At 68.1% G+C, this 16,650-nt stretch carries 15 protein-coding genes and 2 pseudogenes; 11 read left to right on the forward strand and 6 right to left on the reverse strand.

The window, feature by feature from the left end; all coding sequences use genetic code 11:
- The first annotated feature begins 37 nt into the window (after nt 1–37).
- The 11 genes and pseudogenes from ltrA (at nt 38) to LE197_RS17580 (ending at nt 9,394) form a co-directional block, all read left to right on the forward strand.
- A pseudogene (gene ltrA, locus LE197_RS17530) lies at nt 38–1,754 on the forward strand (group II intron reverse transcriptase/maturase).
- Nucleotides 1,755–1,836: 82 nt separating this feature from the next.
- Nucleotides 1,837–3,081: pseudogene (locus LE197_RS17535) on the forward strand (helicase-related protein); the annotation flags it as partial.
- A 282-nt stretch (nt 3,082–3,363) separates the two neighbouring features.
- On the forward strand, nt 3,364–4,377 hold the full coding sequence (locus LE197_RS17540; protein WP_071557703.1) for a LysR family transcriptional regulator: 1,014 nt from the start codon (nt 3,364–3,366) through the stop codon (nt 4,375–4,377).
- Nucleotides 4,374–5,126 (forward strand): 2OG-Fe(II) oxygenase, encoded by a 753-nt coding sequence (locus LE197_RS17545; RefSeq protein WP_052180567.1) that lies wholly within the window; start codon nt 4,374–4,376, stop codon nt 5,124–5,126. The genes LE197_RS17540 and LE197_RS17545 overlap by 4 nt, the downstream gene beginning before the upstream one ends.
- Nucleotides 5,127–5,135: 9 nt before the next feature.
- Nucleotides 5,136–5,783: a DNA oxidative demethylase AlkB gene (gene alkB / locus LE197_RS17550; protein WP_042933787.1), complete on the forward strand. Its 648-nt coding sequence runs from the start codon at nt 5,136–5,138 to the stop codon at nt 5,781–5,783.
- 30 nt (nt 5,784–5,813) lie between these two features.
- Complete coding sequence (locus tag LE197_RS17555; protein ID WP_042933788.1) at nt 5,814–6,044, forward strand: hypothetical protein; 231 nt, start codon at nt 5,814–5,816, stop codon at nt 6,042–6,044.
- Nucleotides 6,045–6,088: 44 nt separating this feature from the next.
- A complete protein-coding gene (locus LE197_RS17560; RefSeq protein WP_042933789.1) occupies nt 6,089–6,640 on the forward strand; it encodes a methylated-DNA--[protein]-cysteine S-methyltransferase in 552 nt (183 codons plus the stop codon).
- 2 nt (nt 6,641–6,642) lie between these two features.
- On the forward strand, nt 6,643–7,278 hold the full coding sequence (locus LE197_RS17565; RefSeq protein WP_042933790.1) for a DNA-3-methyladenine glycosylase family protein: 636 nt from the start codon (nt 6,643–6,645) through the stop codon (nt 7,276–7,278).
- An 82-nt stretch (nt 7,279–7,360) separates the two neighbouring features.
- On the forward strand, nt 7,361–8,482 hold the full coding sequence (gene ada, locus LE197_RS17570) for a bifunctional DNA-binding transcriptional regulator/O6-methylguanine-DNA methyltransferase Ada (RefSeq protein WP_052180568.1): 1,122 nt from the start codon (nt 7,361–7,363) through the stop codon (nt 8,480–8,482).
- Entirely contained in the window at nt 8,458–9,114 is a 657-nt protein-coding gene (locus LE197_RS17575) for a 2OG-Fe(II) oxygenase (RefSeq protein ID WP_052180569.1), read from the forward strand. The genes ada and LE197_RS17575 overlap by 25 nt, the downstream gene beginning before the upstream one ends.
- Complete coding sequence (locus LE197_RS17580; protein ID WP_042933791.1) at nt 9,104–9,394, forward strand: Ada metal-binding domain-containing protein; 291 nt, start codon at nt 9,104–9,106, stop codon at nt 9,392–9,394. Before LE197_RS17575 ends, LE197_RS17580 begins: the two co-directional genes overlap by 11 nt.
- 153 nt (nt 9,395–9,547) lie before the next feature.
- Here LE197_RS17580 and LE197_RS17585 read toward each other — a convergent pair whose 3' ends face one another.
- The 6 genes from LE197_RS17585 to LE197_RS17610 form a co-directional block, all read right to left on the reverse strand.
- On the reverse strand, nt 9,548–10,747 hold the full coding sequence (locus tag LE197_RS17585) for an acyltransferase family protein (protein WP_058171242.1): 1,200 nt from the start codon (nt 10,745–10,747) through the stop codon (nt 9,548–9,550).
- A gap of 27 nt (nt 10,748–10,774) precedes the next feature.
- Nucleotides 10,775–11,521 (reverse strand): SDR family NAD(P)-dependent oxidoreductase, encoded by a 747-nt coding sequence (locus LE197_RS17590; RefSeq protein ID WP_042933793.1) that lies wholly within the window; start codon nt 11,519–11,521, stop codon nt 10,775–10,777.
- Nucleotides 11,522–11,576: 55 nt separating this feature from the next.
- A complete protein-coding gene (locus LE197_RS17595) occupies nt 11,577–13,289 on the reverse strand; it encodes a GMC family oxidoreductase (protein WP_042933794.1) in 1,713 nt (570 codons plus the stop codon).
- A gap of 67 nt (nt 13,290–13,356) precedes the next feature.
- Entirely contained in the window at nt 13,357–14,121 is a 765-nt protein-coding gene (locus LE197_RS17600) for an SDR family oxidoreductase (RefSeq protein WP_042933795.1), read from the reverse strand.
- Between the two features lie 34 nt (nt 14,122–14,155).
- Complete coding sequence (locus LE197_RS17605) at nt 14,156–14,884, reverse strand: cupin domain-containing protein (protein WP_042933796.1); 729 nt, start codon at nt 14,882–14,884, stop codon at nt 14,156–14,158.
- 30 nt (nt 14,885–14,914) lie between these two features.
- The gene (locus LE197_RS17610; protein ID WP_052180570.1) at nt 14,915–16,645 is read right to left on the reverse strand and encodes an FAD-dependent monooxygenase; all 1,731 of its coding nucleotides are present in this window, start codon (nt 16,643–16,645) and stop codon (nt 14,915–14,917) included.
- Between the last annotated feature and the right edge of the window lie 5 nt (nt 16,646–16,650).

A 16,650-nucleotide genomic window follows, 5' to 3' on the forward strand; every position in this document is an offset into this window, starting at 1 on the left:
GAGAGTTTGTCTAACCTTCTTCAAGAGGGAATTGCAGATGACTACGCAAGAAATTGCTTGCGCGGGTGCGCCCTCACACGAATCGGTCAACTGGCACAGCATCGACTGGGCCAGGTGTCACCGTGAAGTGCGAAGGCTCCAAGCGCGTATCGTAAAGGCGACTCGGGAAGGAAACACGGCAAGGTGAAAGCCTTGCAATGGATTCTGACCCACTCGTTCAGCGGCAAAGCATTGGCCGTCAGACGAGTCACCGAGAACCAAGGCAAGAAGACGCCGGGCGTGGATGGCATCACGTGGTCCACCCCGGAAGCCAAGTCTCAAGCCATGTTGTCAATCAAGCGGCGCGGGTATCGTCCCCAACCGCTGAAGCGTGTCTATATTCCCAAAACCAATGGGAAGATGCGGCCGCTGGGTATCCCGACCATGAAAGACAGGGCGATGCAGGCGCTATACCTGCTGGCTCTCGAACCCGTGGCCGAGACCACAGCGGACGGACGCTCGTTTGGGTTCCGACCCGAAAGGTCTACGGCGGACGCCATCGAACAGTGCTTCACGACGCTGTCCAAGAAGGTGGCTCCGCAATGGATTCTCGAAGGCGACATCAAAGGCTGCTTCGACAACATCAGCCATGACTGGCTTATGGGTCATGTACCGACGGATCGCGAGATTCTGAGGAAGTGGCTCAAGGCTGGATACATGGAAGATCGGCAACTTTTTCCAACCGAAGCCGGTACCCCGCAAGGGGCATCATCTCGCCAACCCTGGCGAATCTCGTCCTCGACGGACTGGAAGCCAAACTGGATGCCGCGTTCGGAAGAAAGCGGTACGCCAACGGTGTACAGACCCGTTTGATGGTCAACTATGTGCGGTATGCGGACGACTTCATTGTGACGGGACGCTCGAAAGAGCTACTGGAGCAGGAGGTCATGCCGATCATCAAGGACTTCATGCAGGAACGGGGGCTCACGCTCTCACCCGAGAAGACCAAGATCACGCACATCGACGACGGCTTCGACTTCCTCGGACAAAACGTGCGCAAGTACAACGGCAAGCTGTTGATCAAGCCGTCGAAAGCGAACGTGGCGACCTTCTTGGAGAAAGTGCGCTCGGCGGTCAAAGGCAACAAGGCGCTGGATCAGCCTCGGCTGATTCGGATGCTCAACCCAATGATCCGCGGCTGGGCGAATTATCACCAGCACGTCGTATCCAAAGCGACGTTCGCGCGTGTCGATCACGAGATTTGGCGTGTGTTGTGGCAGTGGGCCGTTCGTCGGCATCCGCAGAAGAGCAGCGTCTGGATCAAACAGCGCTACTTCCATTCCGTCGGCACCCGTAACTGGGTGTTTGCGGCGGCGACAGGCGAAAGGTTCCCTGACGGGAATCCGATCCTGACGTCACTGCGGAAAGCAACGGATACGCCCATTCGGCGACACCGGCCAATCAAGTTGGAGGCCAACCCCTTCGACCCGATGTGGGAAACGTACTTTGAGGAGCGTATGAGCCTCAAGATGCAGAACTCGCTGAGGGGCAGGAAGAAGCTCATCAACCTCTGGTTGGATCAGGATCGTCGTTGTCCAATCTGCGGCGAATTGATCACGCAGGAGTCGGGGTGGCATGTCCATCACATCATCCGGCGGGTCGATGGCGGAAAGGACGGGAGTACCAACCTCGTGATGGTGCATCCGAACTGTCATAACCAGATCCACGTCAATGGTCTCAAGGTGGTGAAGCCGGCTCGCGAAAGCGGGCTTTGAAAGGCTTGAGCCGTATGAGGGGAAACTCTCACGTACGGTTCTTAGGGGGGGATGGGCCAGCAATGGCTTGTCCCTACCCGACTACCTACCTGATGGCTACTTCGACCTGCTGGTGGTGGACGAGGGACATGAGTACAAGAACAGCGGCTCGGCCCAGGGCCAGGCCATGGGCGTTCTCGCAGCCAAGGCACGGAAAACCGTGCTGCTGACCGGAACGCTCATGGGCGGCTACGCCGACGATCTGTTCTATCTCCTGTTCCGCATCCTCACCCAGCGCATGATCGAGGACGGCTATCGGCCCAACGCGCGCGGCAGCATGGCTCCCGCAGCTATGTCGTTCATGCGCGACCACGGTGTGCTCAAGGATATCTACACCGAGCGCGACGGTGATTCGCACAAGACAGCGCGGGGCAAGAAGCTCTCGGTACGCACGGTGAAGGCTCCCGGCTTCGGCCCGAAGGGCATCCACCGCTTCGTATTGCCGTTCACCGTGTTCCTGAAGCTCAAGGATATCGGTGGCAACGTACTGCCCGACTACCAGGAGGAGTTCGTCGACGTGCCGATGGCGCCTGATCAGGCTTCGGCCTATCAGCGCCTGGCGGCCACGCTGACAGCGGAGCTCCGCCAGGCTCTGGCGCGACGAGATACCACGCTCCTGGGCGTGGTCCTCAACGTGCTGCTGGCTTGGCCGGACTGCTGTTTCCGACCGGAGATCGTCAAGCATCCGCGAAGCCGGGACACACTGGCCTTCGTGCCAGCGATCTTCGGCGACGAGCAGTTGATGCCCAAGGAGCAGGCGCTGGTGGACCTCTGCCTCGAGGAGAAAGCGAAGGGCCGCAAGGTTCTGGCATACACCGTCTACAGCGGGACGCGCGACACCACGTCCAGGCTGAAGAAAGTGCTCGAGCAATCCGGGCTGAAGGTGGCTGTGCTACGTGCTTCGGTCGATACCGCTCGACGCGAGGATTGGATCCTCGACCAGGTCGATCGCGGCATCGATGTGCTGATCACCAACCCGGAGCTGGTGAAGACCGGGCTGGACCTGCTGGACTTCCCGACCATCGCGTTCCTGCAGACGGGGTACAACGTGTACACCTTGCAGCAGGCCGCGCGGCGGTCGTGGCGGATCGGGCAGAAGCACCCGGTGCGGGTGGTGTTCTTCGGCTACGCCGGCAGCTCGCAGATCACCTGCTTACAGCTGATGGCCAAGAAGATCGCTGTGGCTCAGAGCACGTCGGGAGACGTTCCCGAGTCAGGTCTCGACTCGTTGAACCAGGATGGGGATTCGGTGGAGATGGCGTTGGCACGACAACTTATTGCAGCATGAACTCACAGGCCACCTTCGGGTGGCCTTTTTCTAAATATTCATCTCCATCTTGTCTGAACTGTCTACATCTCCTAACAGTTGGCGAACCCGACCATCCCCGTCCGTGAATTCAAGAGCAAGAAACGGAGTGACAACACCCTACTGCCCCTTCGATGGTGAAGGCATCGGCCCGTGCGCCTCGCGCAACGCCTGGCCCTGGGTGGCTTTTCAGTAACCTGGAGAGTACCCCACACCCAACCCTGAAGAACGCAGAGTCGATGACAGACAGGAGACGAAACGCACATGGAGCTACGTCATCTTCGCTATTTTCTCGCCGTGGCCGAGGAACTGAACTTCACCCGCGCCGCCGCCCGCCTCCACATCGAGCAATCCCCGCTGTCCCGGGCCATCAAGGAACTGGAGTCCGAACTCGGCATCCAGCTGTTCGAGCGCAACCCACGGGGCGTGCAGCTCACCTGGGCCGGCAGCGTGTTCCTCGATAATGTCAAGCGCATCTTCGCCGTCCTCGAACAGGCCCGCATGGACATGCGCGACGTCGCCCTCGGCTTTCGCGGCACCCTGCGCATCGCCGTGTCCGACGGCATCGCCCCGAACCACCTGGCTGACCTACTCGCCCGCTGCCGGCAGGAGGAGCCTGAACTGAGCATTCGCCTGTTCGAGGTCAGCTACGCCCAGCAGGTGAAAGGGCTGCTGGAACACCACTACGACCTCGGCTTCGCCCGCATCGACGCCGCCGACAGCGGCCTGCAGGCCCAGCCCGTCTGGTGCGACCCGCTGGTCGCCGCCCTACCGACCCGCCACCCGTTGCTCTCGCACCGGCGCATCCCATTGCAGGAACTGGTCCGCCACCCGCTCATCCTCAGCCACAGCGGAGTCCATGAAGGGCAGTTCCAGCAGATCAGCCGGCTGCTCCGGGCCCACCTCAGCGAAGACGAAGCCGCCCGCCTCAATATCGCCGAGCAGTATATCTCCCGCGAGACCATGCAGGCCCTGGTCGCCGCCGGCTATGGCGTCGCCCTGGTGAGCGGCACCGAGCGCAGCGACCTGGCCGGCAGCGAGATCGTCACCCGCGCCCTGTCGCTGCCCGACTCCGAACTCACCACCTACCTGCTGCGCCCGACAGGCGAACCCAGCGCCCACCTCTCGCGCTTCCTCGAACGGGTCGCGCAGACCTGCAGGCGCACCGAAGAGCTCAGTCCCCAGGGCCTGTTCGACAGCCTGCGGCCCCTGGCACCGCTCCCCCGCCTGCGCCCCGTGGGCCTGAACCAGGCCCACGACAGCCGGTCCGTATCATGAGTGCCGTGCTCTCGTGCCCGGCGGCGCCGGACCTCACCCCCACCGCCTTCCTCGACCGGCTCTATGCCCTGGACTGGCCGCAGCTAGAAGCGCAGCTGGACCGCCACGGCCACGCCTGCATCGAGCAACTACTGGACGCCGACGCCTGCGCACACCTGGCCGCGCTCTACCCGGACGCACGCACCTTCCGCTCGCGCATCGTCATGGCCCGGCACAGCTTCGGCCAGGGCGAGTACAAGTACTTCGCCTACCCCCTGCCAGCCCCACTCACGACCCTGCGCCACCGACTGTTCCCGCCGCTGGCGCGGATCGCCAACCGCTGGCAGGCCCGCCTCGGCCTGGAGACGCGCTACCCCGAGGCCCTGGACGCCTTCCTCATGCGCTGCCACCAGGCCGGACAGACACGTCCCACCCCGCTGCTGCTGCGCTACGGAGCGAGCGACTACAACCGCCTGCACCAGGACCTCTACGGCGAGCACAACTTCCCGCTGCAGATCGCCATCCTGCTCTCCGAGCCCGGGCGCGACTTCACCGGTGGCGAGTTCGTCCTCACCGAGCACCTGGCCGGCACCCAGCGGGCCGACGTGGTGCCCCTGCGCCAGGGCGACGCGGTGATCTTCCCGGTGGACCTGCGCCCCGTGCCCGGCAAGCGCAGCGGCTTCCGCCGCGCCGCCATGCGCCATGGTGTCAGCCTGGTGCGCAGCGGCCAGCGCCACACCCTTGGGCTGATCTTCCATGACGCCACCTGAGGAGCGCCCATGACTCCCGACCTCTTCGCCACCCACGCCAGCGGCCAGCGCGAAGCCATGGCCGAGCAGGCCGTGATCCTGCGCGGCTTCGCCATGGATCAGGCCGACGAACTGCTGCGACAGATCCTCCAGTTGCAGACCCAGGCGCCGTTCCGCCACATGCTCACCCCCGGCGGCTTCCGCATGTCCGTCGCACTGACCAACTGCGGCGCCCTGGGCTGGACCACCGACCGCCGCGGCTACCGCTACAGCGCCACCGACCCGGACAGCGGCGCCCCCTGGCCGGCCATGCCGGAATGCTTCCGCCAACTGGCCCGCCAGGCGGCCGAAGCCGCCGGCTTCCCGGGTTTCGACGCCGACGCCTGCCTGCTCAACCGCTACCAGCCCGGCGCCCGCCTGAGCCTGCACCAGGACCGCAACGAACGCGGCTTCGACGCCCCCGTGGTGTCCGTCTCCCTTGGCATGAGCGCTACCTTCCTGTTCGGCGGGCAGCGCCGCAGCGACCCGGTCCGGCGCTTCCCCCTGCACCACGGCGACGTGGCCGTGTGGGGTGGCCAAGACCGCTTGCGTTTTCACGGCGTGGCCCCGCTCAAGGGGCCGCCGCATCCGAGCCTGGGCGAGCAGCGCCTGAACTTCACCTTCCGCCGCGCCGGCTGACGCCGCCGTGCCACCCACGAGAGCCCCTTCGTGCCCGACCTCACCGACATTCCCGCCGCAGCGCCCGCCCACCTCGGCGAACCGCCAGCGGCCCACGACGCGGCGGAACAGGTCAGGTGTCAGGTGCTTGACGCTTTCCAGGCCACGGTGGATGCCCGCCAGGCCTGGTGGCGCACCCACGAAACAGGGCGGACCGAGCTGCACCTCGCCAGCGGCGAGATCTACCTCTTACAACGCCACGGCGTGGCCCGGCTGCGCTGAAACCCGCCACAAGGAACACCGTCCATGACAAGGAGAACCACCCCATGAACCTATTGCTGAGCGCCTTCGAGTCCCCGTTGGGCAGCCTGCTGGTGGTCACCGACGCCGAACAGCGCATCCGCGCCCTCGGCTTCGGCGACTACCGCCTGGCGCTGCTGCGCAACCTGCGCCAGCGCTTCGGTGACTACCGCCTGCAGGACACCCCGCTGCCGCGCAGGATCGCCGACGCCCTGCGCGGCTACTTCCAGGGCGACCTAGGTGCCATTGACCGCCTGGTGCTTGAGCCCGACGGCACGCCCTTCCAGCGCAAGGTCTGGGACGCCCTGCGGCAGATCCCGCCCGGCAGCACCCGCAGCTACGGCGAAGTCGCCCACCAGTTGGGGCTGAACGACCCACGCGCCGCCATCGAAGTGGGTGCCGCCAACGCCGCCAACCCCATCGCCGTGCTGATCCCCTGCCACCGCGTGGTGGCCAGCAACGGCGAGCTGCGCGGCTACGCCTGGGGCCTGGAGCGCAAGCACTGGCTGCTGGAGCACGAGCGCGCCCTGCGGCACATCGACGCCGCGCCGCGTACCGCCAGCCTGCCGGGGTTCTGAGCATGGCGCTGACTCTGCCCCCGCCGGCCTTCACCGATGCCAGCCGCTTCCTCGCCGCCCAGGACGCCGACTGGGCGCGGCACATCGACGCCATCGGCCCCTGCCGGCACCAGCCCCACCCCCAGCGCGAACCCTACGAGGCCCTGGTCCGCGCCGTGGCCTACCAGCAGTTGCATGCCCGCGCGGGCGACGCCATCCTCGCCCGGCTGCTGGCGCTGTACCCCGGCGGGCGCTTCCCCACCCCGTGCGAACTGCTGGCCATCGAACCCGAGCGGCTGCGCGCTTGCGGCTTCTCCGCACGCAAGCTACAGACCCTGCAGGGCATCGCCCAGGCCACCGTTGACGGCCAGGTGCCCGGCCGCGACGAAGCCCTCACCCTGGATGACGACGCCCTGCTGGCGCGCCTCACGCCCCTGCGCGGCGTCGGGCGCTGGACGGTGGAGATGTTCCTCATCTATACCCTTGAGCGCCGCGACATCCTCCCCGCCGACGACTTTGGCGTGCGCGAGGGCTACCGCCGCCTCAAGGGCCTGGACGAGGCCCCCAGCGCCGCCCGCATGCGCCAGCTCGGCCAAGCCTGGAGCCCCTGGCGCACCGTCGCTGCCTGGTACCTGTGGAGAATGCCGCCTACACCGTGAATTCGATCGTAAGAACCGGAGTTCTCACCGTCATCAACCCCGTTAACCTGCAACCGTCAACAGGCCCTTTTGGATGAATGCCATGAACAGGACCTTTCCCACCGCCCCGCGCTACCTCACGGATGACCAGCGCTGGGCCGCCGTCCTGGCACGCGACCCGACCGCCGACGGCCAGTTCGTCTACGCCGTGCGAACCACAGGCGTGTACTGCCGCCCCAGCTCCTCCGCGCGCCTGCCCAATCGCCGCAACGTCGAGTTCTTCGACACCCCCGAGGCCGCCGAAGCCGCCGGCTACCGCGCCAGCCGCCGCCAGGCCGGCGACCGCACCGCCGCCGCCGCCCACCGCACCGCCGTGATCGCCGAGGCCTGCCGCGCCATCGAGGCCGCCGACTCGCCGCCCAACTTGCACCAGTTGGCGGAATGCGCCGGCATGAGCCCTTCGCACTTCCACCGGCTGTTCAAGATCGAGACCGGGCTCACCCCCAAGGCCTACGCCTCGGCCTACCGCGCCCAACGCCTGCGCCGGGAACTGAGCGACCAGGGCACCACGGTGACCGACGCCATCTACGGCGCCGGCTTCAACTCCAACAGCCGCTTCTACGAAACCGCCGACCAGTTGCTGGGCATGCGCGCCAGCGACTACCGCGACGGCGGCACAGGTGCCTCCATCCACTTCGCCGTCGGCCAGTGCTCCCTCGGCTCCATCCTGGTTGCCCAAAGCCAGCGGGGCGTCTGTGCCATCCTCCTGGGCGACGACCCGGACGCCCTCGTCCGCGACCTGCAGGACCAGTTCCCCAAGGCCCAGCTTGTGGGCGGCGATGCCGACTTCGAGCGCCTAGTGGCCCAGGTGGTGGGCTTCGTCGAAGCCCCGTCCCTGGGCCTCGACCTGCCGTTGGACGTGCGCGGCACCGCCTTCCAGCAACGGGTCTGGCAGACCCTGCGGGAAATCCCGCCGGGGGCCACCGCCAGCTACACCGAGATCGCCGAACGCATCGGCGCACCCAAGGCCGTACGGGCCGTGGCCCAGGCCTGCGGCGCCAACCACATCGCCGTGGCCATCCCCTGCCACCGCGTGGTGCGGCGCAACGGCGATCTCTCTGGCTACCGCTGGGGCGTCGAGCGCAAGCGCGAACTGCTGCAACGTGAAAGCCAGCCCAGCCCCCCCACGAGCACAGCGCCATGCCCGAAACAGCCTGCGCTCTGAACTTGCCCGAGGACTGGGCCGCCATCGCCCAGGCCCTCGACGAACACGGCCACGCGGCTCTGCCTGGCCTGCTCGACCCCGAGGCCGCGCGGCGGTTGGGGGAACGCCTGGCCCAGGGCCCGCGGGAGCGCCTGGAAACTCTCGGCCTGGGTCAGGGCGAAGGCGTGCGCGCCGGCCTGCCCCACGGCCAATGGGACAGCTTCCACGCCCCGCTCGCCGCCATCGCCAACCGCTGGTGCCGGGCGTTCGGCCAGCCCGAACAGCATGCCGCCCACGGCCAGGTGCACTGCGCCCACCTGACCCGCCTCGGCCCTGATGACTTCATGACCCTGCACCCGGGCGAAGACGACCCGGCGCTGCTGCCGGTGCGGCTGCTGGTCTTGCTCTCCGACCCGCAGGACTTCAGCGGCGGCGACCTGGTGCTCACCGAGCAGCGGCCGCGCATGCAGTCGCGGCCCTGGGTGGTGCCCCTGGCCCGTGGCGACGGCGTGCTGCTGTGCAACCAGCGCCGCCCCGTGCGCAACAACCAGGGGCAGCTCTACGGCGCCCAGCTGCGCCACGGCATCGGCCGGGTGCGCAGCGGCGTGCGGGTCGGCCTGGAAGTAAACTTCCAGGGCCGTCATGACGGCTGAAACGGGCGCCCCCAAGACCTGGCGCCTGATCGGCGCCGACGGCCGCCCCTGCCTCAGCCCGGTGCCCGGCACCCTCGGCGGGCACCGTCGCAACCGCCTCTACGGCCGCCTGGATTGCCGCAGCGCCCTGCAGGCCCTGGCCCGTGGCGGCTACGTGGCACAGCGGGTGTTCTTCCTCGACGAAGCCACCGCCTTGAGCGCCGGCTACCGGCCCTGCGCCATGTGCATGCCCGAGCGTTACCGGGCGTGGAAAGCCGGCGAACTGTCACCTCCCCCGTAGGGTGGGCTTCAGCCCACCAGGGGCCACCACTCGTAGCCCGGGCTTCAGCCCGGGGAGCACGGGCACAGAATCCGGACTGAAGTCCGGGCTACGGAGCTTGCCTGGACGGCCGTTCGCGAGCAGAGCTCGCTCCTAAACAGGTGAGCGCGGGGATCAGGGCGTCGGGGTGGGTGCCAGGGCCTGGGGCGTGGCGGCTTCGGCGGTGCGCTTGCCCAGGGCGATCATCGGTCGCTCCACAGTACGATGGATCAGCTCGGTGGCGCCGAACACCAGCACCAACATCAGCGCCGTGTACTGCGGCCAGAGCGCGTCGGTGATGGCAATGCCTTCGCTGCGGATGTAGCGGTGCATCAGCTCCAGAGTCAGGAAGAACATCGGGATGTGCACCAGGTACAGGGTGTAGGAGCGCTTGCCCAGGTAGTCCAGCAGCGCCTGCAGCGGCTGCGGGAACACCAGCAGGCCGCCCTCGCACGCTGCCATGAACACCAGCGTCAGGGACAGTGCGCAGACTACCGGCACTGCCAGCACGTTGCCGAAGCCGATGGCGGTGACGCTGGCCAGCAGCGCACCGGCGTAGCGATGGCAGCCGGCCCGCACGCGCAGGGCGGTAAACCAGGGCTGGGTGCTGACCAGGTACAGCAGGCAGCCGTAGATCAGCCCGTCGCAACGGGTCTGGGTGAAGAAGAACACCTTCATCGGATCGGACAGGCTGAAGGGCCGCAGCACCAGGCTCACCAGCAGCAGTGTCCCCACCAGCGCCAGCACCCGCGCGCGGGTGCTTTTCAGCAGGATCAGGAACAGCGGGTAGAACTGCTCCTCCACCGACAGGCTCCAGTACGGCGCCAGCGGCACCCCGCCGGCGATCTTGTTGTCCGGCAGCCAGAAGTTGAACGTGTAGGTGAAGATGCCCAGCGCAGCCTGGGCGTTGTACACCGGCGGGGCGAAGTACTGGCCCTGGTTGAGAAACAGGCTGCAGGCCATCACCAGCGCCAGCACCACCCAGGCCACCGGCAGGATGCGGAACACCCGGCGCACGTAGAACGCCTTGATGCAGGCCGCCCGCTGCAGGCCGCTGCGCAGCCCGTCCAGTTGCTCCAGCAGGGTGCGCGAGATGATGTAGCCGGAGATGACGAAGAACAGGTCGACCCCGCCCCAGGCATTGCCGAACAGGTCCGCCACCGACTCGGGCCTGGGGTAATGCATGGTGAAGGTCCAGGGGTAGAACACCTGGTACAGGTGGACGTAGAAGGTCAGCAGCACGGCGATGGCTCGTAGGCGGTCGAGTTCGAGGTTCCTCGACGGACCGCCCTCGGCGGCGAGGCCGGCGGCGGGCACTTCGGCCTTCATGTTCATGGGTCTACCCCCGGAGGTGGCTGGCGGTCAGAGCTTGGTGCCACCGTCGACGCTGAGGATGTCGCCGGTGATCCAGCGCGACGCATCGGAGGCCAGGAACAGCGCGACATCGGCAATGTCCTCGGGCTGTGCGACGCGCTTCAGGGCCTGGATGCCGAGCACGAAGTCCCGCCCCTCGTCGCTGCGCACGAAGCTGGACATCTCGGTGTCCACCACCCCCGGGGCCAGGCCGTTGACGCGAATGCCGCGCCCGCCGAGGGCCTGGGCGAAGTGCAGCACCAGCGTGTCCAGGGCGCCCTTGGTGGCGGCGTAGGCCGGGATCTCGCCCACCGCCGAGCGCGCCCCGAGGGACGACACCATCACCACGCTGCTGCCTTCCCCCATCAGCGGCAGCAGTTGCTGCACGAGGAAGAACGGTGCCCGCACGTTGACCGCGAACATCCGGTCGAAGTCCTCCACGCGGGTGTCCTCCAGACGGGCCGTCTGGGCGATGCCGGCGCAGGCCACCAGCACGTCGAGCCGGCGCGCCCGCTCACCCACCTCGGCGGCGAGGATGCGCGCCCCGTCGACGCTGGCCAGGTCCGCCACCAGCACGTCGGCGCGGCCGCCCCGGTCGCGGATCTCGGCAGCCACGGCGCGGGCCTCGTCCACGCCCCGGTTGCAGTGCACCAGCACATGGGCGCCGGCGGCTCCCAGGGCCAGGGCGGTGGCCTTGCCGATGCCACGGGAGGCCCCGGTGACCAGGGCGTTCTTGGAAAGCAGGGAATGCTGCATGGTGGTTCTCCTGGTTCAGTTCAGGAAGCGGCGCTTCGCTGGATAGGGTGAGGGTTCAGGCGGTTTCAGCGAGGCGCTGGCCAAGGCGCTGCTCGGCCACCAGCACCCGCGCGGCCAACTGCGCCACGGTGAGCACCGAGGCGTGGATGTTCACCGCCGGCATCTCGGGGATGACCGAGGCGTCCACCACCCGCAGGCCGGACACGCCCCAGACCCGGAAGCGCCCGTCCACCACGCTGCTGCGCGGGTCACGCCCGGCGCTGCAGGTGCCGGTGTAGTGCAGGCCGGGCCCGGCGTTGCGGGCGATGAAGGCGAGCTTCTGTGCCGGGGTGTCCAGCGGGTCGCTTGGGTAGAGCCCGCCGAAGTAGTCAGTGACCCCGGAGCCGATAACCAAGCCCCGGTCCAGGGCCGCCAACATGATGTCGCGGTCGATAGCCTCACCTAAGTAGTTGGGGTCGATCAGAATAGACTGGCGCGGATCAGTGCTAGCTAGGCGCACGCGTCCTCGGCTGCGTGGCTTGGCTAGAAAAGGGATGACGGTGTAAGAACTACCGTTGGACAGGGATACCGGACCGAAGGGGTACTGCATGCCGGCCACCTGGATGTCCGGCGCCTGCTGGCCACTGCCGTGGTGGTAGTAGCTCATGGTCGCCACGCCGTTGGAGACCTGCGGCGGAATAGCCAGGCGCGAGCGGTACTGCAGGCTAAGCAACAGGTGGTCCTGCAGGTTCTGCCCCACGGCCGGCAGGTGCAGTCGCACCGGGATGCCCTGCTCGCGCAGGGCCTGCTGTGGGCCGATGCCGGAGAGCATGAGCAGCTTGGGCGACTCGCAGGTGCCGGCGCAGAGGATCGTTTCGCGGCGCGCGCGGATCGACACCAGGCGGTTCTCCACCAGCACCCGCACGCCCTCGCAGCGCGAGCCCCGGAGGATCAGGTTGGTGATCAGCGCCTCGCTCAGCACGCTGAGGTTGGACCGGGCCAGCGCCGGTAGCAGGAACGCCTGGGCCGGACCCACCCGGTAGCCGTCGGCGGTGGCGTTGACCTCGGTGATGCCGGCGCCTTCCAGCGGCAGCCCGTCGTTGAGGGTCTGCACGCTGAGCCCGGTGGCGCTGCTGGCCGCCAGGTAGGCGGCGGTCAGCGGGTGCTCCCCGGCGAAGCGCCCGAGGCGGATGCGCGGTGCGCCCTGGCCGGCGGGGCTGCCTACGGGCTGCGCCATGTCCAGGTAGGCCCGTTGCAGCGCCTCCACCGTCCAGGGGGCGCCGACCAACTGCTGCCAGCGCTGCAGGTCGCGGGGGTCGCCGCGCAACCAGATCATCGCGTTGATGCTGCCGGAGCCGCCGACAACGCGCCCGGCCGCCAGACTCTGGGCACGCTGGTCCAGCTGCGGCTGCGGGGTGCTGGTGCGGGCCCAGTCGGTGTCGCTGCCGAGGTTCTGCTGCCACAGCGCGACTTCGCGCACCTTGGGTTGGTCGATGCGGTGGCTGCCGGCCTCCAGCAGCAGCACCGAGGCGCCGGTGGCGGAGAGCCGGTCGGCCAGCAGGCAACCGGCGGACCCGGCGCCGACGATGATGTAGTCGTAGTCCCGGCGGTGGCTGGGGCGGCCTGAGTCAGCGGCGGCCAGGGCGGCGGCGGGCAGCAGCCCCATGCCGGCGGCACCGGCCCCCAGGGCCAGCAGGCGGGTGAGGAAGTCCCGCCGCCCGGAGGCGCCGAAACCGGCCGTCGCTTCACCCTCGCCCGCAACGCCGGGCATGTCGTTGTGCGTATTCATGTTGATGCGGATTCCATTTGCGGTGGGGACGGGCGCCGCGATGGCGGCGCCCAGGTCGGCCGAGGCCTCAGGTGCGGGTGATGGTCACGCCGCCTTCCACGAACAGCGTGGTGCCGGTGACGAAGCTGGAGGCATCGGAAGCGAGGTACAGCGCCGATTGGGCGATCTCCTCCGGGCGGGCCATGCGCTTGAGGGCGTGGATGCTCTCGACGAAGGCCTTCTGCTCCGCCGTGGAGGCGGCGGCGCGACCCATCTCGGTGTCGGTGCCGCCGGGCAGTAGCACGTTGACCCGCAGCCCCTGGGCGCCGTATTCGGCAGCCAGGGTGCGGGTCAGGCCCACCAGGCCGGCCTTGCTGGCGGCATAGGCGGCCATGCCGGGGAAGCCGACGCTGTGGCCGACGAAGGAGGAGGTGAAGATCAGCGAGCTGCCGGGACGCTTGAGCAGTTCGGGGATCTGGTGGCGGGCGCTGAGGAAGGCGCTGGTGAGGTTGGTGTCAAGGGTGTCGTGCCAGCCCTCCAGGCTGATGTCAGTCACGCTGCCCAGGGCGCCCATGCTGCCGGCGTTGTTGAAGGCGATGTCCAGGCCACCGAACTGGCCCACGGCCAGGGCCACGGCCTCACGGGCGCAGGCTTCTTCCTTGACGTCGCCCACCAGGGTCAGGGCCTTGCCACCCAGGGCGTGGATTTCGCCCAGTAAGCGGTCCAGGCAATCGGCACGGCGGGCCACGACCACCACCTTGGCGCCTTGGGCTGCGAAGAGCTTGGCGGTTTCATAGCCAATGCCGGAGCTGGCACCAGTGACGATCACGGTCTTGTTCGCCAGAGTTTTCATGCGTTCACCTTTTCTTCCATGTCGTGTTGAGGGATCAGTCCCGTTTGCCGGACTCGAAGAGCCGGATCAGTCCGTCCAGGTTCTTGCCGAAGGGCGGCTCGCCCTCCTCCACCGTCTCGGCGTACTGCCAGAAATCGGTGCTGAACATCATTCCGTAGTCGCGTGCTTCGCTGACGGCCTTGAGCTGGACGATGGGGTTGTTGCGGGCACCACGCACGCCGGGGAGGATCGGCCGGGCGATGGATTCGAAGTAGTCCTTGAGGGTCACCTCGGGGGTGTCGGGGGTCCACACCAGCCACATCATCACGGTCTTGTCGGTGATGTTGACGAAGCCGTGGATGTGGTTGCGCCGGCCGAACACCATGGCGCCCTTCTTCATCGGAATCATGCGGATGGTGTCGCGCCCGGCTACGTCCGGCGGGTTGTCCAGGTCGGTGTAGGTGCGGGTGCCCATGAACATCACCACGCCGCCGTCGGGGGCGTAGAACCACTCGTCGGTGCGGGTGTGCACATGCAGCGGCGGGCCGGAGCCCGGGGGGATCTCCACCTTGGCCATGAGGTAGCGGCCACGGGTGGTCTCGCCGGTCTTCACGAAGCGGATGGAGGCCCCTTCGGGCTCGCCGTTGACCACCTGCGGGTTGGGGTCGTCCTCGATCAGGGCGAAGGCCGCCGCGTTCTCCTGGGCGTCGTCCGCGTACTCGGATTCCAGTCCGCTCGCCTCAAGAGCCGGATCCCGGATTCGTTCACTTGCCAATGCACTCATGTCGCCTCCTTGATGCCATCAGGTTGTCGATCAGCCCACTGCACTGAATACGCAGCCCAGCACTGGGCCGGGGGATTGGATGCCCGCCACGCCCTGCCCGACGAGGCGATCCAGCAACGCGCCGGCATCCTCCGGCAGGACGTCGCCGCGCCAGCCGATGTGCTGGTCGGGTCGGACCAGCAGCAGTTGCACTGCGTAGAAGGTGAAGGCAGTGGACGGCAGGTCGACCACCTCCAGGGGAATGCCACGGGCCCGCGCCGCTTCCACCAGGCGCGTGGCCTCGGGGGCCTGCGGGCCATTGCGCAAGAGGGTGAAGCCGACGCCCAGTCGGTCGAACACCGAGCACCGGCCGGTGCTGCCGTCGGCGATCCACAGGTGTGGCAGGCGCCCGCCCGGCAAGGTGCTGGGGCGGTAGAGCAGCGGGTCGTCCTCGGGGGGCGTGCCGTCGTCCGGCCAGAGGATCGGCGAGCCGTCGTAGCGGGCGCCCAGCTCGACGCCGAGGGAGGCGAACTGCCCGCGGAACTGCTGCAGCGCCTCTCCCAGGCGCGCCCGCGCCTGCTGGCCGGCGGGCCCCGGGTCCTCGACCTCGGCGGGCACGTCCACCTGGCCGACGCGCTGGGTGAGGCGCCGGGCGGCGTGGGTGTTGCGCAGGGTGACCGGGCGGCGCTCCAGCTCGTAGGTGGCCAGGAGCCCGTCGCCGGCCCAGCCCTGCACGACGGCTGCGAGCTTCCACGCGAGGTTGGCGGCGCCGTCGATGCCGGTGTTCATGCCGAAGCCGCCGGTGGGCGAGAACAGGTGGGTGGCGTCGCCGGCCAGCAGCACCCGGCGGTCGGCGAAGCGCTCGGCCACCAGGGCCAGGCCGCCGTGCCAGACGGCATGGGCCAACACGCTGACCTCGACGGGCTCGCCGATGCCCCGCTGGATGGCGCGGATCACCGCGTCGTCCTGGGGCATCTCGTCGTGGCTGCGGGCCTGGGTCATGAGCAGGAACTCATCGGCGCCGTCCAGGCTGATCAGCAGCAGGCGCCCCTCCGGGGCGACGACGTTGTACATCCAGGCCTTGCGGTCCGGCAGCAGGCGCCGGTGCAAGTCGGGGATGCGCATGTGGCTGGAGAACATGCGCCCGCTGAGGAAGCCGCCGGTGCTGCCGTCCGGGCCGATGTAGCCGATGCCCAGGCGACGGCGGACGAAGCTGTGGCCGCCGTCGCAGCCCACCATGTAGTCGGCGCGCCAGTGCTCGTCGGCGGCCTGCCCAGCGCTGTCGACGGCGTGCAGGCTGACGCCGTCGGCGTCCTGCTGGAAGTCGTCGACCCGCCAGCCGAAACGCAGCTGGATGCTGGGGCGGGTGCGCAGATGTTCTAGCAGGAAGCGCTCGACGTACATCTGGTTGGCCCGCAGCAAGGGCTCGGGCACCTGGTCGGTGTCGGGCGCCTGGCGGGCCGCCTGCAGGCGCTCGCGCTCGGATGGCATGTCCAGGCGCGCCAGCTCCCAGCCGTTGACGCGGGTGAAGTAGGCGACGTCCCGGGGGTGGTCAGCGGGCAGGCCGAGCCGGCGGATGCCGTCGGACAACCCGAGCCGCCGGTAGTGCTCCATGGTGCGGGCGTTGTGGGTGTTGCCCTTGGGGTGCCAGCGGGTGGTGCGCTCGCTGTTGAACAGCACCACCGGCACGCCGTGACGGTCCAGGAACAGGGCGAGCATCATCCCCACCGGGCCGCCACCGACGATGGCCACCGGGGCCTTGAGGGCGTGGGTGTCGTGCATGGCGA

Origin of the sequence: Pseudomonas sp. PS1(2021) (genome assembly GCF_020405165.1) — a bacterium.
GTDB classification, from domain to species: domain Bacteria; phylum Pseudomonadota; class Gammaproteobacteria; order Pseudomonadales; family Pseudomonadaceae; genus Pseudomonas; species Pseudomonas aeruginosa.

Coding starts and splice junctions, on each gene's coding strand:
- LE197_RS17585 (WP_058171242.1), bottom strand. CDS start 10,747: ATGAACATGAAGGCCGAAGTGCCCGCCGCCGGCCTCGCCGCCGAGGGC.
- LE197_RS17595 (WP_042933794.1), bottom strand. CDS start 13,289: ATGAATACGCACAACGACATGCCCGGCGTTGCGGGCGAGGGTGAAGCG.
- LE197_RS17610 (WP_052180570.1), bottom strand. CDS start 16,645: ATGCACGACACCCACGCCCTCAAGGCCCCGGTGGCCATCGTCGGTGGC.
- LE197_RS17540 (WP_071557703.1), top strand. CDS start 3,364: ATGGAGCTACGTCATCTTCGCTATTTTCTCGCCGTGGCCGAGGAACTG.
- LE197_RS17580 (WP_042933791.1), top strand. CDS start 9,104: ATGACGGCTGAAACGGGCGCCCCCAAGACCTGGCGCCTGATCGGCGCC.
- ada (WP_052180568.1), top strand. CDS start 7,361: ATGAACAGGACCTTTCCCACCGCCCCGCGCTACCTCACGGATGACCAG.
- LE197_RS17600 (WP_042933795.1), bottom strand. CDS start 14,121: ATGAAAACTCTGGCGAACAAGACCGTGATCGTCACTGGTGCCAGCTCC.
- LE197_RS17590 (WP_042933793.1), bottom strand. CDS start 11,521: ATGCAGCATTCCCTGCTTTCCAAGAACGCCCTGGTCACCGGGGCCTCC.
- alkB (WP_042933787.1), top strand. CDS start 5,136: ATGACTCCCGACCTCTTCGCCACCCACGCCAGCGGCCAGCGCGAAGCC.
- LE197_RS17560 (WP_042933789.1), top strand. CDS start 6,089: ATGAACCTATTGCTGAGCGCCTTCGAGTCCCCGTTGGGCAGCCTGCTG.
- LE197_RS17565 (WP_042933790.1), top strand. CDS start 6,643: ATGGCGCTGACTCTGCCCCCGCCGGCCTTCACCGATGCCAGCCGCTTC.
- LE197_RS17575 (WP_052180569.1), top strand. CDS start 8,458: ATGCCCGAAACAGCCTGCGCTCTGAACTTGCCCGAGGACTGGGCCGCC.
- LE197_RS17545 (WP_052180567.1), top strand. CDS start 4,374: ATGAGTGCCGTGCTCTCGTGCCCGGCGGCGCCGGACCTCACCCCCACC.
- LE197_RS17605 (WP_042933796.1), bottom strand. CDS start 14,884: ATGAGTGCATTGGCAAGTGAACGAATCCGGGATCCGGCTCTTGAGGCG.